The sequence below is a fragment of the Natronospira elongata genome, assembly GCF_034931365.1.
Lineage (GTDB): Bacteria > Pseudomonadota > Gammaproteobacteria > Natronospirales > Natronospiraceae > Natronospira > Natronospira elongata.
In genome coordinates, this window is record NZ_JAYGII010000010.1 from 1 (window position 1) to 17804 (window position 17804).

Below are 17804 nucleotides of genomic sequence, written 5' to 3' on the forward strand. Positions count from 1 at the left end.
TCCTACTCGCAGCTCGCGGCTTACTCTGTTCTGTAATTCGGGGCTTCCTTGGTGATGGTCACGTCGTGGACGTGAGATTCCTTCACCCCCGCGCCAGTGATTTTCACGAACTCCGGCTTGGTCCGCATCTCTTCAATGGAAGCACAGCCGGTATAGCCCATGGAGGCGCGCACGCCGCCCATCATCTGGTGAACGATGGCAGACAGGGGGCCCTTGTAGGGAACACGGCCTTCGATCCCTTCCGGGACCAGTTTTTCCACTTCCTCGGTCTTGTCCTGGAAGTAACGATCAGAAGAGCCGTGGCGGCTGGCCATTGCCCCCATGGAGCCCATGCCGCGATAGGCCTTGTAGGAGCGGCCGTGGTAGAGCTCCACTTCGCCGGGGCTCTCCTCGGTGCCGGCAAACAGCCCCCCGACCATGATGCTGTGAGCGCCGGCCACCAGGGCCTTGGCCAGGTCACCGGAAAAACGCACGCCGCCATCGGCAATCAGAGGCACGCCAGTGCCTTCCAGGGCCTTGGCCACATTGCCCACCGCGGTCACCTGAGGCACGCCCACGCCGGCCACCACCCGGGTGGTACAGATGGAACCGGGGCCAATACCGACCTTCACCCCGTCGGCGCCGGCATCCACCAGGGCACGGGCTGCATCACCGGTCACGATATTGCCACCAATCACCTGCATCTCGGGGTGCTGTTTCTTGATCTGGGCAACCCGATCCAGCACGCCCTTGCTATGGCCATGGGAGGTATCCACCACGATCACGTCCACGCCGGCCTCGACCAGCCGTTCAACGCGCTCGTCCGTGTCCCCGCCAGTGCCCACGGCAGCCGCACAACGGAGGCGACCCTGGTCGTCCTTGCAGGCATGGGGGAAGTCGGTGGCCTTCTGGATATCCTTGACCGTGATCATGCCGCGCAGCTTGAAGTCATCGTTGACCACCAGCACTTTTTCGATCCGGAAGGCGTGCAGCTTCTCCAGGATGGCTTCCCGGCTCGCCCCTTCCTTGACCGTCACCAGCTTGTTCTTGCCGGTCATGATGCTGGAAACAGGCTCGTCGTAATGGGTTTCGAAGCGCAGATCACGACTGGTGACAATCCCCACCAGCTCCTCGTCATCCACCACCGGCACACCGGAAATACCGTGGCGCCGGGTCAATTCCATCACTTCACGGATACTGCGATCAGGGGTGACGGTGATCGGGTCCTTGATGACACCGCTTTCATACTTCTTGACGAAACGTACCTCGGCGGCCTGGGCCTCGGGCGGCATGCTCTTGTGGATGACACCGATGCCTCCTTCCTGGGCCAGGGCAATGGCCAGGCGGCCTTCCGTCACTGTGTCCATGGCCGCCGAAACCAGCGGGATGTTCAGGCTGATGTCCCGGGTGAAGCGGGTGGAGAGGTCCACCTGGTGGGGCAGCACTTCGGAATGCGCGGGCAGAAGGAGGACGTCGTCGTAAGTGAGGGCTTCCTGGGCGATGCGAATCGACATGGGTTATTCGTCCCGGACCGTGTGTCGACATGGCCGATAGACAGGCTACCGGCGGGAAAGTTAATCGACGAATTATACGCGCCCCGACGGGGCCGGGTAAAGCGAGCTACCGGAAAGAGCGGCGGGCCGGGCCCTCAATGGCGAAGGGGCGAGCAATGGTAAACTGGGCGGCATGAGCCGATCACTGCTGCAACCACCGGAACCCGCCCAGATCTGGACCGTTTCCCGACTCAATCGGGAAGCGCGATTTGCCCTGGAACAGGGCTTTCCGGCCCTCTGGATTGAGGGCGAGATATCCAATCTGGCGCGGCCGGCCTCCGGCCATCTCTATTTCTCCCTCAAGGACGAGTCCGCCCAGGTCCGCTGCGCCATGTTCCGTCCCCAGCAGCGCAATCTGGGCTTTCGTCCCGAGAACGGGGAGAAGGTCCTGGTCCGCGCCCGGGTGGGGCTGTACGAGGCTCGAGGGGAATTTCAGCTCAAGGTCGAGGCCATGGAGCCGGCCGGGGTGGGTGCCCTGCAAAGGGCCTTTGAGGCGCTCAAGCAGAAACTGGCCGCCGAGGGCCTGTTCGATGAGGCCATCAAGCGCCCCCTGCCGGCCATGCCCCGCCGCATCGGGGTGGTCACCTCCCCCACCGGGGCAGCCATTCGCGACATCATCACAACCCTTGGCCGGCGCTATCCCATGGGCGAGGTCATCGTCTATCCGGTCCCGGTTCAGGGGGACGGCGCGGCCGAGAAGATTGCCGCCATGCTGTCAACGGCGGGCCGCCGAGAAGAATGTGATGTCATCCTGCTGGCCCGGGGCGGTGGCTCCCTGGAAGACCTCTGGTCCTTCAACGAGGAAGTGGTGGCCCGTGCCATCCGTGCCTGCCCCATTCCCGTGGTGGCCGGCGTCGGCCATGAAGTGGACTTCACCATCGCCGATTTTGCCGCCGACTACCGCGCCCCCACCCCCACCGGCGCAGCGGAGGCAGTCAGCCCCGACAGCACTGAATGGGTGCAGTGGCTGCGTCAGCGAGAACAACGTCTTGAGCGGGCGATAAACGCACGCCTGCAACAATCCCGTGAGCGGGTGACAACACTGCAACGTCGCCTGTCCCTGCGCCATCCCGGACAATACCTGCAACAGCAGGCTCAACGGCTGGACGAACTGGAGCGACGCGCCGGGCGAATCATCCGCCGTCGCCTGAACGATGAATATCGCCGCCTGAACCACCTGCGGGAACGCCTGCAACTGGCCAGCCCCGCGGTGGGGCTCGACCGCAGCAAGCAACGCCTGCAGGAACTGCGGCAACGGATGATTCGCGCCATGGAACGCCGCTGCGGACAGCAACGGCAAAAGCTCGGTGCCCTGGCCCGCACCCTGCATACCGTCAGCCCCCTGGCGACCCTGGAACGCGGTTACGCCATTGTGGAATCCCCGGATGGGGGTATTATTCGGAATGCCGACCAGTTGATGGCCGGGGATGAGATCCGGGCCCGCCTGGCTCGGGGACGGGTAAGCGCTCACGTGATCGAAGTGCAAAGAGAGGATGAATCGCAATGAAGCGAGCTTTGCTGTTCTGCCTGGCAATGGCTTTTCTGAGTCTGTCCGGCACCAGTCTGGCGGACCTGCCGCGCAATATGCCGGTACCGGGGGGTGTGAAGGTCATCGACCTTCCAGACGAGGGTAATGGCCGGCCCGAGCTTCGCTATCGGGACCGGGATGTTCTGGTCATTCCTCGAGAGGGAGGCTACCGCGCCCTGCTGGGCGTTCCCCTGTCCACGAGCCCCGGTGAACAGTCCTATCGCCTGCGCCGCGATGGGGGTGGATGGGAAACCCGACATTTTCAAGTGGAACCCAAGGAATATGCCGAGTCGCGGATCACCATCGCCGATGAGCGCATGGTGACGCCCGATGAAGAAGCGCTGGAGCGCATTGGACGGGAACGACCGCGCATTCGGCGCGCCCTGGCCACCCACAGCGACCAGGATGACGTCCCCATCCGATTCCAGCTACCGGTGAAGAATCGCCAGACCAGCGCCTTCGGCCTGCAGCGCTATATCAATGACCAGCGCCGGAATCCACACAGCGGCGTGGACATTGCCGGCGCCACCGGCACGCCCATCCACGCGCCCGCCCCCGGCAAGGTGATCGAGACCGGGCATTTCTATTTCAACGGCAAGACGGTCTTTCTGGACCACGGCCAGGGCCTCATTTCCATGTTTGCCCATATGGACGAGATCAGTGTCGAAACCGGCGACACCCTGGAGACCGATGATCTGGTCGGCAAGGTGGGCATGACCGGGCGAGTTACCGGCCCTCATCTGCACTGGTCGGTGTCGCTGGGGAATACCATGGTGAATCCACGGTATTTTCTTGAGGATGAGTCGCCGCTTGATGTGGAGTGAGGGGTGAGGGGTTAGAAGTCAGGGGAAAGAAAAAACCGGCCAAAGGCCGGTTTCCCTCCTACCCCCTAACCCCTTACTCCTCACCCCTAACCGTCAATCCACCCTCAATCTTCACTGTCCGTCGCCAGGAACAGGGCAAACCAGCCCGCGTCCAGATTGATCATGGCGTAGGCAATATCGTATTCGCCGTCGCAGAACCAGCAGGAGAAGCCGGGATCGAGACCGAACAGGAAGAGGTCATCCTCTTCGCTGTCGTCAAATAGGGCCTGCAGATAGTCCTCGGTCAATTGGCGGGCATGGTCGGCTTCCAGCCCGTCGCCAAGAACCCCACCATCGCGCAGAGCACGATAAAGGGCATCACCGAACTGCTGGGTGCTTTCGGACCAGATCCTTGCATCGGCCAGCCAGGCGATGGAACAGCCGGCGATGTCCGCCGGCAAATCCTGGTTGTCGGCCAGGCTCCACAGCAGGCTGATGACGGTTTCCGGCCCCGGGTCCTCATCGTCGTCCGGAGCCTCGCTGTCGTCCAGGTCCCAGGCCTGGAATACCACACCACCCGTCACCCAGCTACGGCGCAATTCCCGATGCGCCTTTTCCATGACCTGACGGCCCGGCGCGGGAATGGCAATGGGATCGCCGGTGGCCAGGCCCACTTCGTCGATGGCAGCATCGTCCACCACCACCGTGTCCTCGGGTTCGGTGTGGAAACGTCCACTGAACTCATCCATTGACCAGTAAGCCATGTTCCGCTTCCTTTGCCGTTCAGCGACGGCCCATGAGTAGAATTCCGCCACCTATCATGACCAATGCGGGCGCAATCGTCCACAACGGCAGCACACCCGGCACCCCGGTTTCGTCCATCAACATGGCCGAACCGTTCCAGGCGGCATGCATGATGACCGCGGGCCAGATACTGCCCTGGCGGATGACGACAATGGCGCAGGCCAGGCCCAGAACCCCGGTCACCAGGGAATGAACCGGATGGGCGTGAAGCATGGCAAACAGCACCGTGGTGACCAGCACGGCGGCCCAGGGCGGGAATCGATCAAGCATGCCGCGCAGAATCAGCCCGCGGAACAGCAGCTCTTCACTCAGGGGAGCGAAGGCAACCACCATCAGCGCCAGGGTCAGGCCGCCCAATTGCACCCGTGCCTCGCCCAGTACTTCATCCACTGCGCGAGCATGGTCCTCGGCCTCTCCCAGGTAGTAGAGACGGGCCAGGGTGGCCGCCACCAGGACCATCAAGCCCCCTCCCAGCAACAGGGCGGCGACCAGAGACGACCAGGAACATCTCGCGAGGCCCAGTGTGGGAGCAATGGCAAGACGACCCGTGCCAACGACCAGGGCAATGGTCAGCAGACAGGCCACTTGCATGGCGCCCACGCGGGCAAAGGCGGCGGGTAGTCCCCCGAACCACTGGGCCAGCCACAGCAGGCCCAGACTCAGGACCAGCATCAAGCAATAGGCGCTGACCCCATGGAGGACCTGGACCGGATGACGAAAGCCCATGGACGGCTGTCAGGCATCAAACTGGAGACTACGACTTTCCTTGCGGTACCAGTCACCGGATTCGGGCAGGAAGATATTGCAGCTTTCCATATCGCCTCCGTAGATGTGCAAGGTGACCGCCACATCATCTTCCCGGTCATTGAGGATGCGGTGGTGCTCATGAGGCGGGATCAGGCAGCCGGCGCCGCCGGTCTCCGAGGAAATGATTTCCTCCAGACGGAATCGCTCAAGCCCGTCCCGGGACTCCCGGTGCTGATACTGTTCAATGCGGATTCGGCCATGGCAGACCCCTTCCACGCACCAGAGTCCACAGTGATCATGCAATGGGGTGCCCTGCCCTACCCCCCAGGTCATGGCGACAATGCTGAATCGGCCTTCAGGGTCACGATAAACCAGGCGGCGGGCATAATGATCCTCGGCAGCCTCCATGAAGGCCCGGGGCAGTTGAAATTCTGCGCTGGATATCAGACGGCAGAGCCCCTTTTTGACCTGATCGGCAATCCGATCCGGCTCCTTTTCCCGAACCGCGTCAGCCACCGTGTCGATCAATTCGGCAGCGCCGGGAAAGTCGAATCCTGGCTCGCTTTGGGCCTTGTCGACGGCATAGTCAGTGGTCATGGTCAGGCTCCTCGAATCTTTTCAAGATAATCAGCGATCACCGGTCCGAAGCGGTCATGGTCGACCAGAAAGGCATCATGTCCCTGGATGGAGGCCAGTTCACTATAACTCACCGGAATGCCGACACGCTCAAGCCCTTCGGCCAGGGCCCTTTGCTGCTGTGCCGGGAACAGAATGTCACTGTCCACACCCACCACCGCCGCGGAACCGAGATAGTCGAGCACACCGAGTGCATCCTGCCCTTCCCCCGCATGCTCATCCACATCAAAAAGATCCATGGCCCGGGACAGATAGATGTAGCAGTTGGGGTCGAAGCCACCCACGAAGCGATCGGCCTGGGCCTCCAGATAGGACTCTATCTCGAAGCGCGGTCCGAACCCCGGGTCCGGCTCGGCCATCATCCGACGACCGAAACGCTCGACCCACTCCCCGGCGGAGCGATAGGAAATCATGCCCAGCTTGCGGGCCAGCCGCATGCCGGTAACCGGCGGTTGCTCGGGATGGTAATTGCCCCCCTGCCAGGCCGGATCACTGCGGATGGCCTCGCGCTGCAGGGAACGAATGGCGATGGCGAAGGGCAGTGCCCGCAATGCGGAGGAGATGCTCAGAAAATGACGGGCAACACCAGGGTAGCGCAGCAGAAAGGCCAGCGCTGTCATCCCCCCCATGGAAGGGCCAATCACCCCATGCACCCGCTCAAGCCCCATTTCCATCAGGGCCGCATGCGCGGCAGCGGCAATATCCTCGACCCGCAGTTCAGGAAAATCCAGCCGCCAGGGCTGGCCCGTCGCCGGATTGACACTGCCGGGTCCGGTAGAGCCGAAACAACTGCCAAGAGAGTTGAAGCAGATCACGTGCCAGTGATCGGTATCAATGGGGCGACCCGGGCCAATCATGGCCTCCCACCATCCCTCCTCGGGATCGGCGGCCGAGGAAGCGGCATGGGCACTGGGCGACAGGCCCGTGAATATCACCAGAGTGTTGTCACCATTGCCACGAGGCTGCCCCCAGGTTTCATAGACCTGCTGAACCCCCTCCAGGGTATCGCCGCACCAGGTCCGCAGGGGGTGGGGCAAGACAATGCTTTTTGTTGCCGGCAATTCAGTCACGGTCACTCTTTTCCTGCCAGTATCAAAACGCGACATTGTCGGGGATGGGGGTCGGGATTGCCAGTCCCCGCCTTTTCCGGGCCCTCAGGCCGGGCTCCCAGCTACCTGAATGGAGTCCATGGGGGCCGTTACAGCGCTTTCTGGACGAACGGTGAAGCCCGGGCTTTACGCGGCCCTGGCGGGATGTCACGCTGAGCGGTCCTTTTTTTCAGAATGAATATTCAAGAGGTTTCAATGGAAGTCGCCAACAAGCGCGTGGTCTCAATCGAATACACCCTCAAAGACACCGAGGGCAATGTCCTGGACAGCTCCGAAGGCCGAGAGCCCCTGGCCTTTGTTCACGGCACCCAATCCATCATCCCCGGCCTGGAAAAGGGCATCGAGGGCTGGAAAGAGGGCGACAGCGGTGAAGTGACCGTGCAGCCGGAAGACGGCTACGGTGAGCGGACCGACGAGCTCCAGCAGGAAGTGCCGCGCGACATCTTCCAGGCTGACGCCGAGATCGAGCCCGGCATGCGTTTCCAGGCCGTGGGTGAGCAAGGCGCCCAGATCATCACCGTGGTGGAGCTGCGGGATGACAAGGTCCTGATCGACGCCAACCACCCCCTCGCCGGCCAGACCCTGCATTTCGACGTCAAGATTGCCGGAGTGCGTGATGCCTCCGAAACGGAGCTGGAAAGCGGTCAGCCCGATGGCGCCGACGAAGAAGCCTGATTCAGGGGCTCATCGCCGCGCAAGACGAAAAAAGCCCGGCCATCGGCCGGGCTTTTTTGTTGGCAGAACGGATCAACCCTGCCTCCACCCCTAGCGGCTGGGCTGATAGGGCTCAAGCTTGAAGGCGAAGGTATATCGGGGCATGTGACAGATGCGGGACGGGGGCCGGCCGGCGTGCAGGATCGCGCCGTCAAAGAGCACCAGACGACCGGGGCGGGGGCTGACGACAAATTCCGCATCCTTGTCCTCATTGAAGAACAGGGTTTCCCCGCCCCACTCCACATCCCATTCCGGGGCAATGAACCAGAGACCGGTCAATTCATGCTGGTCCGGCAGACAGTCCGTGTGGGTGAACAGTACATCCCCAAAGCCGGCGTAATTGCAGTAACTGCGGTAGACCCGATAGGCCCGCCCCGAGGTCTGACCAAACCATCGAGCGGCTTCAATGGTGGGCTTGAAAATGGGCAGCACTTCGGGCTGATCCACATTGGCAGCCCAATGGGTGAACTGGCTGGTATCGGAACGCGCGGCTTCATCCTTGGTGAAACCGCTGCGAGTCAGGACCGAGAACAACTGACGAATCTGCTCCAGGGGCAGAAGATCATCGAATACCGCGATGGGACGTCCTTCCACCGTGCCGGATCTACTGGGCTGCATCAAAATCTCCTCATGCCTTGAATTCCAGATCAGGGGCCCGCTTCGGCCTCGTCCAGTCGGGACAGCAGGTCCTCGTCACTCAGCCCGTCGATTTCCGCGTCGGCCGCCATTGCATTGTCAGCGAACATATAGGACTTCATGACGAGATTGTCGGAACAGCGGCAGAAGAGGATTACCATGGCCCCGTAGGACTCATGGCCGCGGGCGATATCCCATTGCTCCCCTGTTCGATCCACGATTCGTCTCAACATGGCCGCCCTCTTTTCAATGGCGCCCGAACCAGCGCCGGTCACGCAGAATCTCGCGGGCCGCATTATGGCCGGGTGCACCGGTGACGCCGCCACCAGGGTGGGCACCGGAGCCGCAGTGATAAAGCCCTTTCACCGGCCCGCGATAATCACCATAACCCAGCATGGGGCGGGCGGAATAGAGCTGATCCAGTTGCAGGGCGCCGTGGAAGATATCGCCACCCACCAGACCGAAACGGGCCTCCAGGTCAGCCGGGCTGAGGGCCATGTAGCCCAACAGACTGTCCCGGAAGTTGGGTGCGAACTCGGTGACCGTTCGGATCACTGCCTCGGCTGCCTGTTCTCGGGCCTCGTCTGTCCACCCGCCGGCAGGGCCCTCCGGCGCGAAATGCTGACAAAAGAGACTGGCCACGTGCTTGCCGGCCGGTGCCAGACTGTCATCCAGGGTACTGGGGATGAGCATTTCCACCACCGGTCGCCGGGCAATGCCGCTGTCTCGTGCATCCCGCCAGGCACGGTCCATATACTCCAGGCTGGGCGCCATGACGATGCCCGATGACAGATGGGGACCGGCTTCGGGCATGGCCGTGAAACGCGGCAGCTCCGACAGGGCCACATTCATCCGGAAAGTGCCGGAAGCACAGCGATAGGCCTGCATTCTTTTCTGAAACCCGGCAGGCAGGTCCGACTCGTCCATCAATTTCAGGTAGAGCAGCTTGGGCCCGATATTGGCCGCGACCCGGCGTGCAGGCAGGAATCGACCATCCTCCAGTTCCACCCCGCTGACCCTGCCCTGGTTTGTCCTGACCCGGTCAACCGCCGCCTCGGTCTCGATCACGACCCCCAGCCGCTCGGCTTCGCGGGCCATGGCCTGGGTGATGGCGCCCATGCCACCGATGGCATGGCCCCATGCGCCCGGCTTGCCGTTCACCTCGCCAAAGACGTGGTGCAACAGGACATAGGCCGACCCCGGGGTGTCCGGGCTGGCATAGTTGCCGACAATACTGTCAAAACCAAGAATGGCCTTGATGGGCTCGGACTCGAACCATTGGTCCAGAATGTCCGTGGCACTGCGGGTAAACAGGGCGAGCAGATCCCGTCTCGCCTCGGCACTCATGCGGGCGAACTGACGGCCATCCCGAAGGGCATGGATCAGATCCGTCAACCCGCCTCCCACATTGGGCGGGGTCTGCAGAATCATCTCCCGCAGGGCAGCGGCAGCGGCAGACAACATGCGCTCGAACTCAGGCAGGCGCCTGGCATCCTGGCTGGAAAAACGGGCCACATCGGCCAGGGTGTCTTTCTCGGTGGCCCCCAGGGACAGGGCATCTCCGTTTTCCAGGGGCAGGAAGTTGGACAGCGGCCGCTCGACAATCCTGAGGCCATGCTCGTGCAGGCCCAGGTCCCGAATGACCTTGGGGTTGAGAAGACTGACTGTATAGCTGGCGGTGGAATTACGGAAACCGGGATAGAATTCCTCGGTCACTGCCGCACCCCCCACCACGTGGCGGCGCTCCAGCACGCGGACCGACAAACCGGCCCGGGCCAGATAGCAGGCGCAGGTGAGGCCGTTGTGGCCGGCACCGATAATGATCACGTCATCGCTTGCTGCCATAGGCACCCTGCCCCAATACGGCACTTATTTCTTCACATGCCTCTTCAGGCGTTTGCGTTTCTGAATCTGGCGGTCGGTGAGTTTGTTCTTCTTGTCCTTGAAGGGATTGTCGCTGCTCTTGAACTCGATCCTGATCGGTGTGCCCTGAAGAGAGAAAGTCTGCCGAAAATAGTTTTCCAGGTACCGACGATAGGCCTTGGGGGTGCGCTCGGTCTGGTTACCGTGAACAACAATCACCGGGGGATTCTTGCCCCCCTGGTGGGCATAACGGAGTTTGATCCGATGCCCTCGTGCCACCGGTGGCGCATGACGGGATACCGCGTCTTCCAGGGCTCGGGTGAGCTCGGAGGTGGGCATGTCACGGTTGGCCGCCTCCCACACCGTATCCACGGAAGCCAGCAGCTCACCCACACCGGTGCCATGCTTCGCGGAAATATGGTGATGGGGTGCAAAGGTCATGAAGGGCAGCTTGAGGTCCATCTCGGTCCGGGTGCGTTCGCGCCTGTCCGGACTGAGACCGTCCCATTTGTTGATGGCCACCACCACGGCCCGGCCGGCCTCCAGGGCCAGCCCCATCAGGGAGGCATCCTGGTCAGTCACCCCTTCGGAGCCATCCACGAGCGCGACCACTACATGGGCGTCTTCAATGGCCTGGAGGGTCTTCACCACGCTGAGCTTTTCGATGTACTCCTCCACCCGGGCACGACGACGTACCCCGGCAGTATCCACAAGCACATAGTCCCGGCCGTCACGGCGAAAGGGAACGCGCACCGCGTCCCGGGTGGTACCCGGCTCATCCGCCGCGACCATGCGCTCCTCGCCCAGCCATCGATTTATCAGGGTGGACTTGCCCACATTGGGGCGACCGATAACCGCCACGCGGATACCATCCTCGTGCCAGTCATCCTCCCCTTCCCGACTGGGCACATGGGATAGCACTTCTTCCATCAGGGGGACAATGCCGCGACCAAGAGAGGCCGAAATGGCGCGCGGCTGGCCCATTGCCAGGGCATGGAATTCGGCTACCGCAGCATCCCGGGCCTGGCCTTCGGCCTTGTTTACCGCCACCACCACGGGCTTGTTCTGGCGTCGGAAGGCACGAGCCAGTTCTTCGTCGGCAGGCGTCAGTCCCTGGCGGCCGTCCACCACGAAAATGGCCACATCGGCCTCTTCCAGGGCCCGCAGGCTTTGTTGCTCCATCAGGCTTTCCACCGGGGCTTCGGCTTCACCCATGCCGCCGGTGTCGATCACGATGAAGGGACGGTCTCCAGACCGGCCGATGCCGTAATGGCGGTCCCGGGTGAGCCCCGGCGTATCCGCCACCAGGGCATCACGGGTGCCCGTCAACTGATTGAACAGGGTGGACTTGCCCACATTGGGGCGGCCAAGCAGTGCGACGACGGGCAGCATGGGGCGGTGGCCTCAGTCCCTGGCCTTGAGTCGATAGGCGCGTACACGCCCCTCGCCATCCTGGACAATCAGTTTGTCGCCCACGGCCAGAGGCGCCATGTTGATCCGGTTGCGGCTCATCCGCTCCCGGGCAACCAGCTCACCACCGTCAGCGGACAGGAAATGGACATAGCCTTCCAGATCCGCCACGGCGACCGTGTCCTGATAGACCACTGGCGCGGTCATCTGTCGAGCACGCATGGCATCCTGAAGCCAGACACTGGTGCCGTCCCGGCGATTGAGACCGTGGACTTCGGAGTGGCGGTCGGTGACATAGACCAGGTCATCATCAATATCGAGCCCGGCAAGGCTGCCAATATCCCGCTCCCAGCGCTGGGAGCCACTGAGGCTCACTGCCGCCATGCGATCGGAGGCGGAAACCGCGTAGACGGTGTCATCGGAGGCGGCCATGAAAGGGGCAATATCGGCAATCTGCTCAAGCTCATTCCGCCCGGCGGAGATGCCTACCATCTGTGACCACTGGTTCTGCCCGTCGCGAACACCGTAAGCGCGAACCTGACCATTGTCGAAACCGACTAGGACGCGACTGCCCCGAATGATCGGGCTGGTGTTGCCCCGCATCTTGAGCGGTGGCACCTCTTCCGAGCGGGACCACAACTCACCGCCATCGGACAGGGAAAGACCGTGGACGTAACCATTTCCGGACTTGACCACCACATAGCCGCGCGCGACGGCCGGCGGTGTCACGATTTCGCCATTCACGCGCTCACGCCAACGCACATCACCATCCTCGGTGCGAAGGCTGAAGACCCGCCCGTCCAGGCTGCCGACGATCAGGCGACCCTCGGCCAGACTGGGCCCACCGGCGAGGGGCGCATCCAGGTCCACCTGCCAGATACGCCGACCGGTCTCGGCGTTTACCGCCTGGACGCGACCATTGTGCCCGGCAATATAAACCCGTTCACCATCAGAGGCGGGGCGAAGCCCGAGAAACAGACGCTCTTCGGAACCACCCGCCCGCGCACTCCAAAGCCGCTCTACATCGTAGCGGGCCTCAAAACGCTCCAGGTCCCGGGGCTCTTCAATGGCACTCTGCTGGGCACAGGCAGCCAGAGCAGCGGTGGCAATGAGCAGCAGGGCAATTCGCTTAGTCGTTCTACTGAAAAGGCTTGGCATCAGTCTTGGTACCCGGCCAGGTCGTGATACTTCATTTCCAGTGCCGCACTGGCACCGAACTCGTCATTGTCAGCATCCAGGGCCCGGCCGTAGGCCTCGCGGGCCGCCGCCGGCTCCCCGGCCGCCAACAGGGCATCGCCACGGGCTTCCTCGAACAGAGCCACGTAGCGCCCGGGATCAACACCATCCAGCACATCCAGGGCCGACTGGGGGTCGTCCAGGGCGACGTACACCCTCGCCAAACGGACCCTGGCCAGTTTCGCAAGTTCCTGGTCGCGGCCATTATCCACCGCCCAGCGCAGGTAATCAGCGGCCTCTTCCAGGCGACCGGTGTCCACAGCCAGCGCTGCCACCCGAAGTGCGCCATGGGCAGCCTGGGAGGTGCGTCGATAATCGGCCAGCAATTCATCCGCCAGGGTGGCCGCCTGATCAAAGTCCCCCATCTCGGCGGCCATATTGACCTGCTCCACCCTGTTGCCGGCTTCCGCGGCCTGGGTCTCCATGGAGGCCTGCCAGAAACGCCAACCGGCAATCAGGGCAACACCGATCACCAGACCGGCAATCACGAAGGCACCGTTTTCCCGCCACCAGCGTTTTACTGCGTCAATTGCTTCTTCGTCTGAACTAAACACGAGTTTCCTCTCTCTTCAATCAAGTCTTTCGCGCAGCAGATCCGCCAGCTTGGCCTGATCCACCTCGAATTGCTCTTCACCCGAGCGCAGGGGCTTGATGCCCACGCGACCCTGCCGAATCTCGGTTTCGCCAAGGATCAGGGCCAGCTCCGCCCCGCTGCGATCGGCCTTTTTCAACTGGGATTTGAAGCTGCCCCCGCCACAATGAACCGTCAATCGCAGACCCGGCAGCTCATCCCGCAGAGACTCCGCAAGCCGCCAGCCGAGCTGTTCGGCTTCCTCGCCCATCATGGCCAGATAAGCGTGGGGCCGGCTATCCCGCCGGGGCGCCTCATCACCGAGGGCGAGCAGTGCAATCAGTCGCTCCATCCCCAGTGCCCAACCCACGGCCGGCACATGGCGACCGCCCAGTTGTGAAACCAGGAAATCATAGCGCCCCCCGCTGCAGACTGCATCCTGAGCCCCCAGGCGGTCGGTTGTCCACTCGAACACGGTCCGCGAATAATAATCCAGACCGCGGACCAGTCGGGGATCCACCTCGTACTCGATACCCTGTGCATCGAGCAAGCGCCGCAGCTTGTCGAAATGCTGCCGTGATTCCTCATCCAGGTGATCCAGGATACTGGGCGCATCGGCGATGATCTCGGCCAGATCCGGATTCTTGGAGTCCAGAATCCGCAGGGGATTACTCTCCAGCCGCCGCCGGCTGTCTTCGTCCAGACGATCCCTGAACTCACTGAAATAACTCACCAATTTTTCCCGATAGGCCCGGCGGGCCTCGGGATTGCCCAAGGAATTGAGCTTGAGCCTGACACTGTCGAGACCCAGGCGCCGCCAAAGGCGGGCGGTGAGCATGAGCATCTCGGCATCGATATCCGGCCCTTCCAGGCCATAGGCCTCCACCCCCAGCTGGTGGAACTGCCGATAACGGCCTTTCTGGGGGCGTTCATGCCGAAACATGGGTCCCTGGTACCACAGTCGCTGAATCTGGTTATGAAACAGACCGTGGCTCATGCCCGCCCGGACACAACTGGCCGTCCCTTCGGGCCGCAGTGTCAGACTGTCGCCGCTGCGATCCTCGAAGGTGTACATTTCCTTTTCCACCACATCGGTGACTTCACCGATGGAGCGCACGAACAGTTCCGTCCGCTCCACGATGGGCATGCGGATTTCCTGATAGCCGTACTCCTCGAACACGGCCCGGGCCGTGTCTTCCACGGCCTGCCAGTAAGGACTGTCCTCCGGCAGAATGTCATTCATTCCCCGTACGGGCTGAATTCCCTTGGACACGTTCTCTCCTCAAAATCCAGTTACCCGTGCGAATCAGGCCAGGCTGTCGCACAGGGAGCAGCAATTACACAGAACAATCAGGGCGTTACGGTAATCCGAGCGGTGTTGTCACGACGGATGCGGTCGCCAAACTCCCAGACTTCCCCATCCACCTCCAGGCTGACCGCCGGGGCATTGCCCATGAAGATACTGATCGGCGCGAGGCCCGCCACCTCGACTCGCTCACCTTCCCGGGCCAGGCCGTAATAGAGTCGCTGATCGCGATCATCGTAGATCTCGATCCAGGAGTCATCATCGAGGATCACCGTCAGACTGCGACTGCCTTCCTCGTCAATGACATCCGCCACAGGCTCATCAGGCGCCACCACTTCCGGCTCAAGCAGCTCGGCTGCGGCGGGCAGGGTTTCATCCGCTTCCGCCACCGGCTCCTGCTCCGGGTCAGCCGCCGGGCTTTCCTCTTCCATCTCGGCAACTGCTGACGGCTCCGCTTCGATCTCCTCCGGCTCCGCCCGACCCTCGTCAATCTCTTCGGTAAGCGGGGAATCTTCTACCGTCTCGACAGCCTCGTCTCGCTCGGCCACCGGCTCAACCCGCTCCTCGGCTTCATCAAGTGCGCTGACCGGCTCACGGTGAGGCCCGGCGTACCACCACAGCCCCCCCATCACCAGCATGGCCAGGACCACGATCCAGGCCACGGTAAATACCCAGGCGGGAGTTCCCGAATCCATGGCCGGCCCGGCATTACCCCGCAGCTCCAACGCCGGCTGGGAATCCGACGGCAGTGTGGCGTTGTAGGCGTCAACGATTTCTTCCGCTGGGAGATCCAACAGACGGGCATAGTTTCTCAGATGACCGCGCACGAAAATTGGCGCTTCGAGCACCTCGAAACGGTCCTCCTCCAGGGCCCGCAGAATGCTCGGCAGTATGCGTAGTTCCTGCCCCACCTGCTCAAGGGTCAGCCCCAGGGATTCCCGCTGATCCCGCAGGCGGCTACCCGGCCCCGGCGAACCATCCGGCGGCCGCTCCTGATTGTCGCTCGATCCCCCCCGGGATGGCTCATCAGTCATATCCAAGCTCCGCCAATCGATCGGCGTGTTCCGAGTCCGGATGCTGGCGCTTCAGCAGGGCAGCATAACGCTCGGCCTCGTCACGGTCCCCCAGGGCATCCTCGATCTTCACCCCCAGCAGAATGGCGCCGGGCTCCATATCGCCATGCTCGGCCATGCGCTGGAAGAATGCCCGGGCGCTCAGGTACTCGCCACGCTCGTACTGCATGTCAGCCAGATGCCAGAGGGCATCGGTGAAATCCGGCCTGGCCCGAATGGCATTGCGGAAATACTCCTCCGCGGCCTCCAGATCGGGAATACGGCGAACACAGGCACCGGCATTGGTCCAGGCTACCTCCGGCGTGTCATAGAGACGATTACGGGCTGCCTTGACCAGCTCTTCTTCGGCTTCCCGGTACTCGCCCTGGCGGCAAAGATAGGTACCGTAGGTATTGCGAATCGCCGGGTCGTCACCATCCAGGCGCAAGGCCCGACGATAATGGCGCTGGGCCATGCGCTGATCTTCTATCTGCTCATAAAGCAAGGCGATGGTGGCATGGGCCATGGCGTTGCGGTTATCAAAACGGAGGGACTCCTCCATTTTCTCCTTGGCCATGTTAAGCCGCCCCTGGCGCATGTAGTGGATGCCCAGTTGAAGGTGACTCAGGGCCGCCTCCTGATCATCCGTGTCGGCACGGGATTGCCCCCCGGCGCAGGCCGCGAGGAACATTGCCGCCAAGACAAGTACTACCGGTGAAAGCGTACCAACGGTCTTCGATCCAGCAATCATGAGGCTATCCCCTCTCTCGCAGCCGCCCGCCGCTCCTGGCGACGGCTTCGGTCCTTGACCTGTCCGGCCAACTGGCCACAGGCCGCATCAATATCATCCCCCCGCGTCTTGCGGGTAATGACGTTGTATCCCTTCGCCTGCAATATCTCACGGAAGCGCTGAATACGGGCATCACTGGACCGCCGGTATCGTGCCCCGGGATAGGGATTGAAGGGGATCAAATTGATCTTGGACGGGATGCCGGCAAGCAGGCGGGCCATTGCCCGGGCGTGCTGGTCACCGTCATTGACGCCGTCCAGCATGACGTACTCCCAGGTGATATGACGCCCGGGATGCTTTTCGATGTAGTAGCGGCAGGCCGTCATCAATTCCGCCAGTGGCCACTTTCGATTGATGGGGACGATCTCGTCACGCAGCTCATCGAAAGGCGCATGCAGGGATACGGCCAATGCCGCCTCGGATTGCTCGGCAAAACGATAGAGATTGGACACCACGCCGGAGGTGCTGAGGGTCACTCGACGCTTGGACAGGCCGAAGGCCATGTCGTCCAGCATCAGATTGACCGCCGGCAAGACATTGCGGAAGTTGGCCAGGGGCTCGCCCATGCCCATGAGCACCACATTGGTGAGGCGCTTGGCGTTTTTCTCGTCACGGCCCAGCAGGCGATTCACATGCCAGACCTGGCCAATGATCTCGGCGGTGGTGAGATTGCGGTTGAAGCCCTGTTCCGCCGTGGCGCAGAACTGGCAATCCAGGGCACAACCCACCTGGGAGGATATGCAAAGCGTGCCGCGGCCTTCCTCGGGAATGAAGACGGTTTCGATGGCGTTCCCCGACCCCATCCGCATCAGCCACTTTCGGGTCCCATCCCGGGACAGATGATCGGACAGGACTTCCGGGGCGCGAACTTCGGCGGTTTCCTGCAGAAGCTCCCGTAAGCGAACACTCAGGTCGGTCATGCGGGAGAAATCCGTTTCCCCCTGTTGATAGATCCATTTCATGATCTGCCGGGCGCGAAACGGTTTTTCCCCAAGGCGCTCGAAATAGGCCTCAAGGCCGGCCCGGTCCATTCCCAGCAGATTATTCTTCAGGTACTCCGCCACCGT

18 protein-coding genes are annotated in these 17804 nt (G+C 62.3%); 3 read left to right on the forward strand and 15 right to left on the reverse strand.

Translation table 11 applies throughout. From position 1 onward, the window contains the following. Window positions 1–20 precede the first annotated feature (20 nt). Window positions 21–1487, reverse strand: coding sequence for an IMP dehydrogenase (gene guaB / locus VCB98_RS06230; RefSeq protein ID WP_346051116.1), 1467 nt, complete (start codon window positions 1485–1487; stop codon window positions 21–23). Window positions 1488–1665: 178 nt separating this feature from the next. Between guaB and xseA the strand changes: the two genes are divergently transcribed. Next, a complete protein-coding gene (xseA, locus tag VCB98_RS06235; protein ID WP_346051041.1) occupies window positions 1666–3039 on the forward strand; it encodes an exodeoxyribonuclease VII large subunit in 1374 nt (457 codons plus the stop codon). After that, a complete protein-coding gene (locus VCB98_RS06240; RefSeq protein ID WP_346051042.1) occupies window positions 3036–3884 on the forward strand; it encodes a peptidoglycan DD-metalloendopeptidase family protein in 849 nt (282 codons plus the stop codon). The genes xseA and VCB98_RS06240 overlap by 4 nt, the downstream gene beginning before the upstream one ends. A 104-nt stretch (window positions 3885–3988) precedes the next feature. Here VCB98_RS06240 and VCB98_RS06245 read toward each other — a convergent pair whose 3' ends face one another. From VCB98_RS06245 to metX, 4 genes are read right to left on the reverse strand one after another with little or no spacing between them, the layout of a single operon-like run. Then, on the reverse strand, window positions 3989–4627 hold the full coding sequence (locus VCB98_RS06245; RefSeq protein ID WP_346051043.1) for a hypothetical protein: 639 nt from the start codon (window positions 4625–4627) through the stop codon (window positions 3989–3991). Window positions 4628–4646: 19 nt separating this feature from the next. Then, a complete protein-coding gene (locus VCB98_RS06250; protein ID WP_346051044.1) occupies window positions 4647–5393 on the reverse strand; it encodes a CPBP family intramembrane glutamic endopeptidase in 747 nt (248 codons plus the stop codon). A gap of 9 nt (window positions 5394–5402) precedes the next feature. After that, window positions 5403–6011, reverse strand: a complete 609-nt coding sequence (locus VCB98_RS06255; RefSeq protein ID WP_346051045.1) for a cysteine dioxygenase family protein — start codon at window positions 6009–6011, stop codon at window positions 5403–5405. Window positions 6012–6013: 2 nt separating this feature from the next. Next, window positions 6014–7120 (reverse strand): homoserine O-acetyltransferase MetX, encoded by a 1107-nt coding sequence (metX, locus tag VCB98_RS06260; RefSeq protein ID WP_346051046.1) that lies wholly within the window; start codon window positions 7118–7120, stop codon window positions 6014–6016. Window positions 7121–7354: 234 nt separating this feature from the next. Between metX and VCB98_RS06265 the strand changes: the two genes are divergently transcribed. After that, window positions 7355–7834: an FKBP-type peptidyl-prolyl cis-trans isomerase gene (locus tag VCB98_RS06265; RefSeq protein ID WP_346051047.1), complete on the forward strand. Its 480-nt coding sequence runs from the start codon at window positions 7355–7357 to the stop codon at window positions 7832–7834. Window positions 7835–7924: 90 nt separating this feature from the next. Here the strand turns inward: VCB98_RS06265 and VCB98_RS06270 are convergent, their stop codons facing one another. The 10 genes from VCB98_RS06270 to rlmN all read right to left on the reverse strand — a co-directional run bounded on the left by VCB98_RS06270 (window position 7925) and on the right by rlmN (window position 17801). Beyond that, window positions 7925–8491, reverse strand: coding sequence for a 2OG-Fe(II) oxygenase (locus VCB98_RS06270; protein ID WP_346051048.1), 567 nt, complete (start codon window positions 8489–8491; stop codon window positions 7925–7927). 29 nt (window positions 8492–8520) lie between these two features. Then, complete coding sequence (locus tag VCB98_RS06275) at window positions 8521–8742, reverse strand: hypothetical protein (protein ID WP_346051049.1); 222 nt, start codon at window positions 8740–8742, stop codon at window positions 8521–8523. A 13-nt stretch (window positions 8743–8755) separates the two neighbouring features. Next, window positions 8756–10354, reverse strand: a complete 1599-nt coding sequence (locus VCB98_RS06280) for a phytoene desaturase family protein (RefSeq protein ID WP_346051050.1) — start codon at window positions 10352–10354, stop codon at window positions 8756–8758. A 24-nt stretch (window positions 10355–10378) separates the two neighbouring features. Further along, window positions 10379–11764: a ribosome biogenesis GTPase Der gene (der, locus tag VCB98_RS06285; RefSeq protein WP_346051051.1), complete on the reverse strand. Its 1386-nt coding sequence runs from the start codon at window positions 11762–11764 to the stop codon at window positions 10379–10381. Between the two features lie 12 nt (window positions 11765–11776). Next, a complete protein-coding gene (gene bamB / locus VCB98_RS06290; RefSeq protein ID WP_346051052.1) occupies window positions 11777–12940 on the reverse strand; it encodes an outer membrane protein assembly factor BamB in 1164 nt (387 codons plus the stop codon). Then, the gene (locus tag VCB98_RS06295; RefSeq protein WP_346051053.1) at window positions 12940–13572 is read right to left on the reverse strand and encodes a YfgM family protein; all 633 of its coding nucleotides are present in this window, start codon (window positions 13570–13572) and stop codon (window positions 12940–12942) included. Before VCB98_RS06295 ends, bamB begins: the two co-directional genes overlap by 1 nt. 15 nt (window positions 13573–13587) lie before the next feature. Further along, window positions 13588–14862 (reverse strand): histidine--tRNA ligase, encoded by a 1275-nt coding sequence (gene hisS, locus VCB98_RS06300; RefSeq protein ID WP_346051054.1) that lies wholly within the window; start codon window positions 14860–14862, stop codon window positions 13588–13590. A gap of 77 nt (window positions 14863–14939) precedes the next feature. Beyond that, the gene (locus VCB98_RS06305; RefSeq protein ID WP_346051055.1) at window positions 14940–15929 is read right to left on the reverse strand and encodes a RodZ domain-containing protein; all 990 of its coding nucleotides are present in this window, start codon (window positions 15927–15929) and stop codon (window positions 14940–14942) included. Next, window positions 15922–16698, reverse strand: coding sequence for a type IV pilus biogenesis/stability protein PilW (pilW, locus tag VCB98_RS06310; RefSeq protein ID WP_346051056.1), 777 nt, complete (start codon window positions 16696–16698; stop codon window positions 15922–15924). The genes VCB98_RS06305 and pilW overlap by 8 nt, the downstream gene beginning before the upstream one ends. Next, a complete protein-coding gene (gene rlmN, locus VCB98_RS06315) occupies window positions 16695–17801 on the reverse strand; it encodes a dual-specificity RNA methyltransferase RlmN (protein WP_346051057.1) in 1107 nt (368 codons plus the stop codon). The genes pilW and rlmN overlap by 4 nt, the downstream gene beginning before the upstream one ends. Between the last annotated feature and the right edge of the window lie 3 nt (window positions 17802–17804).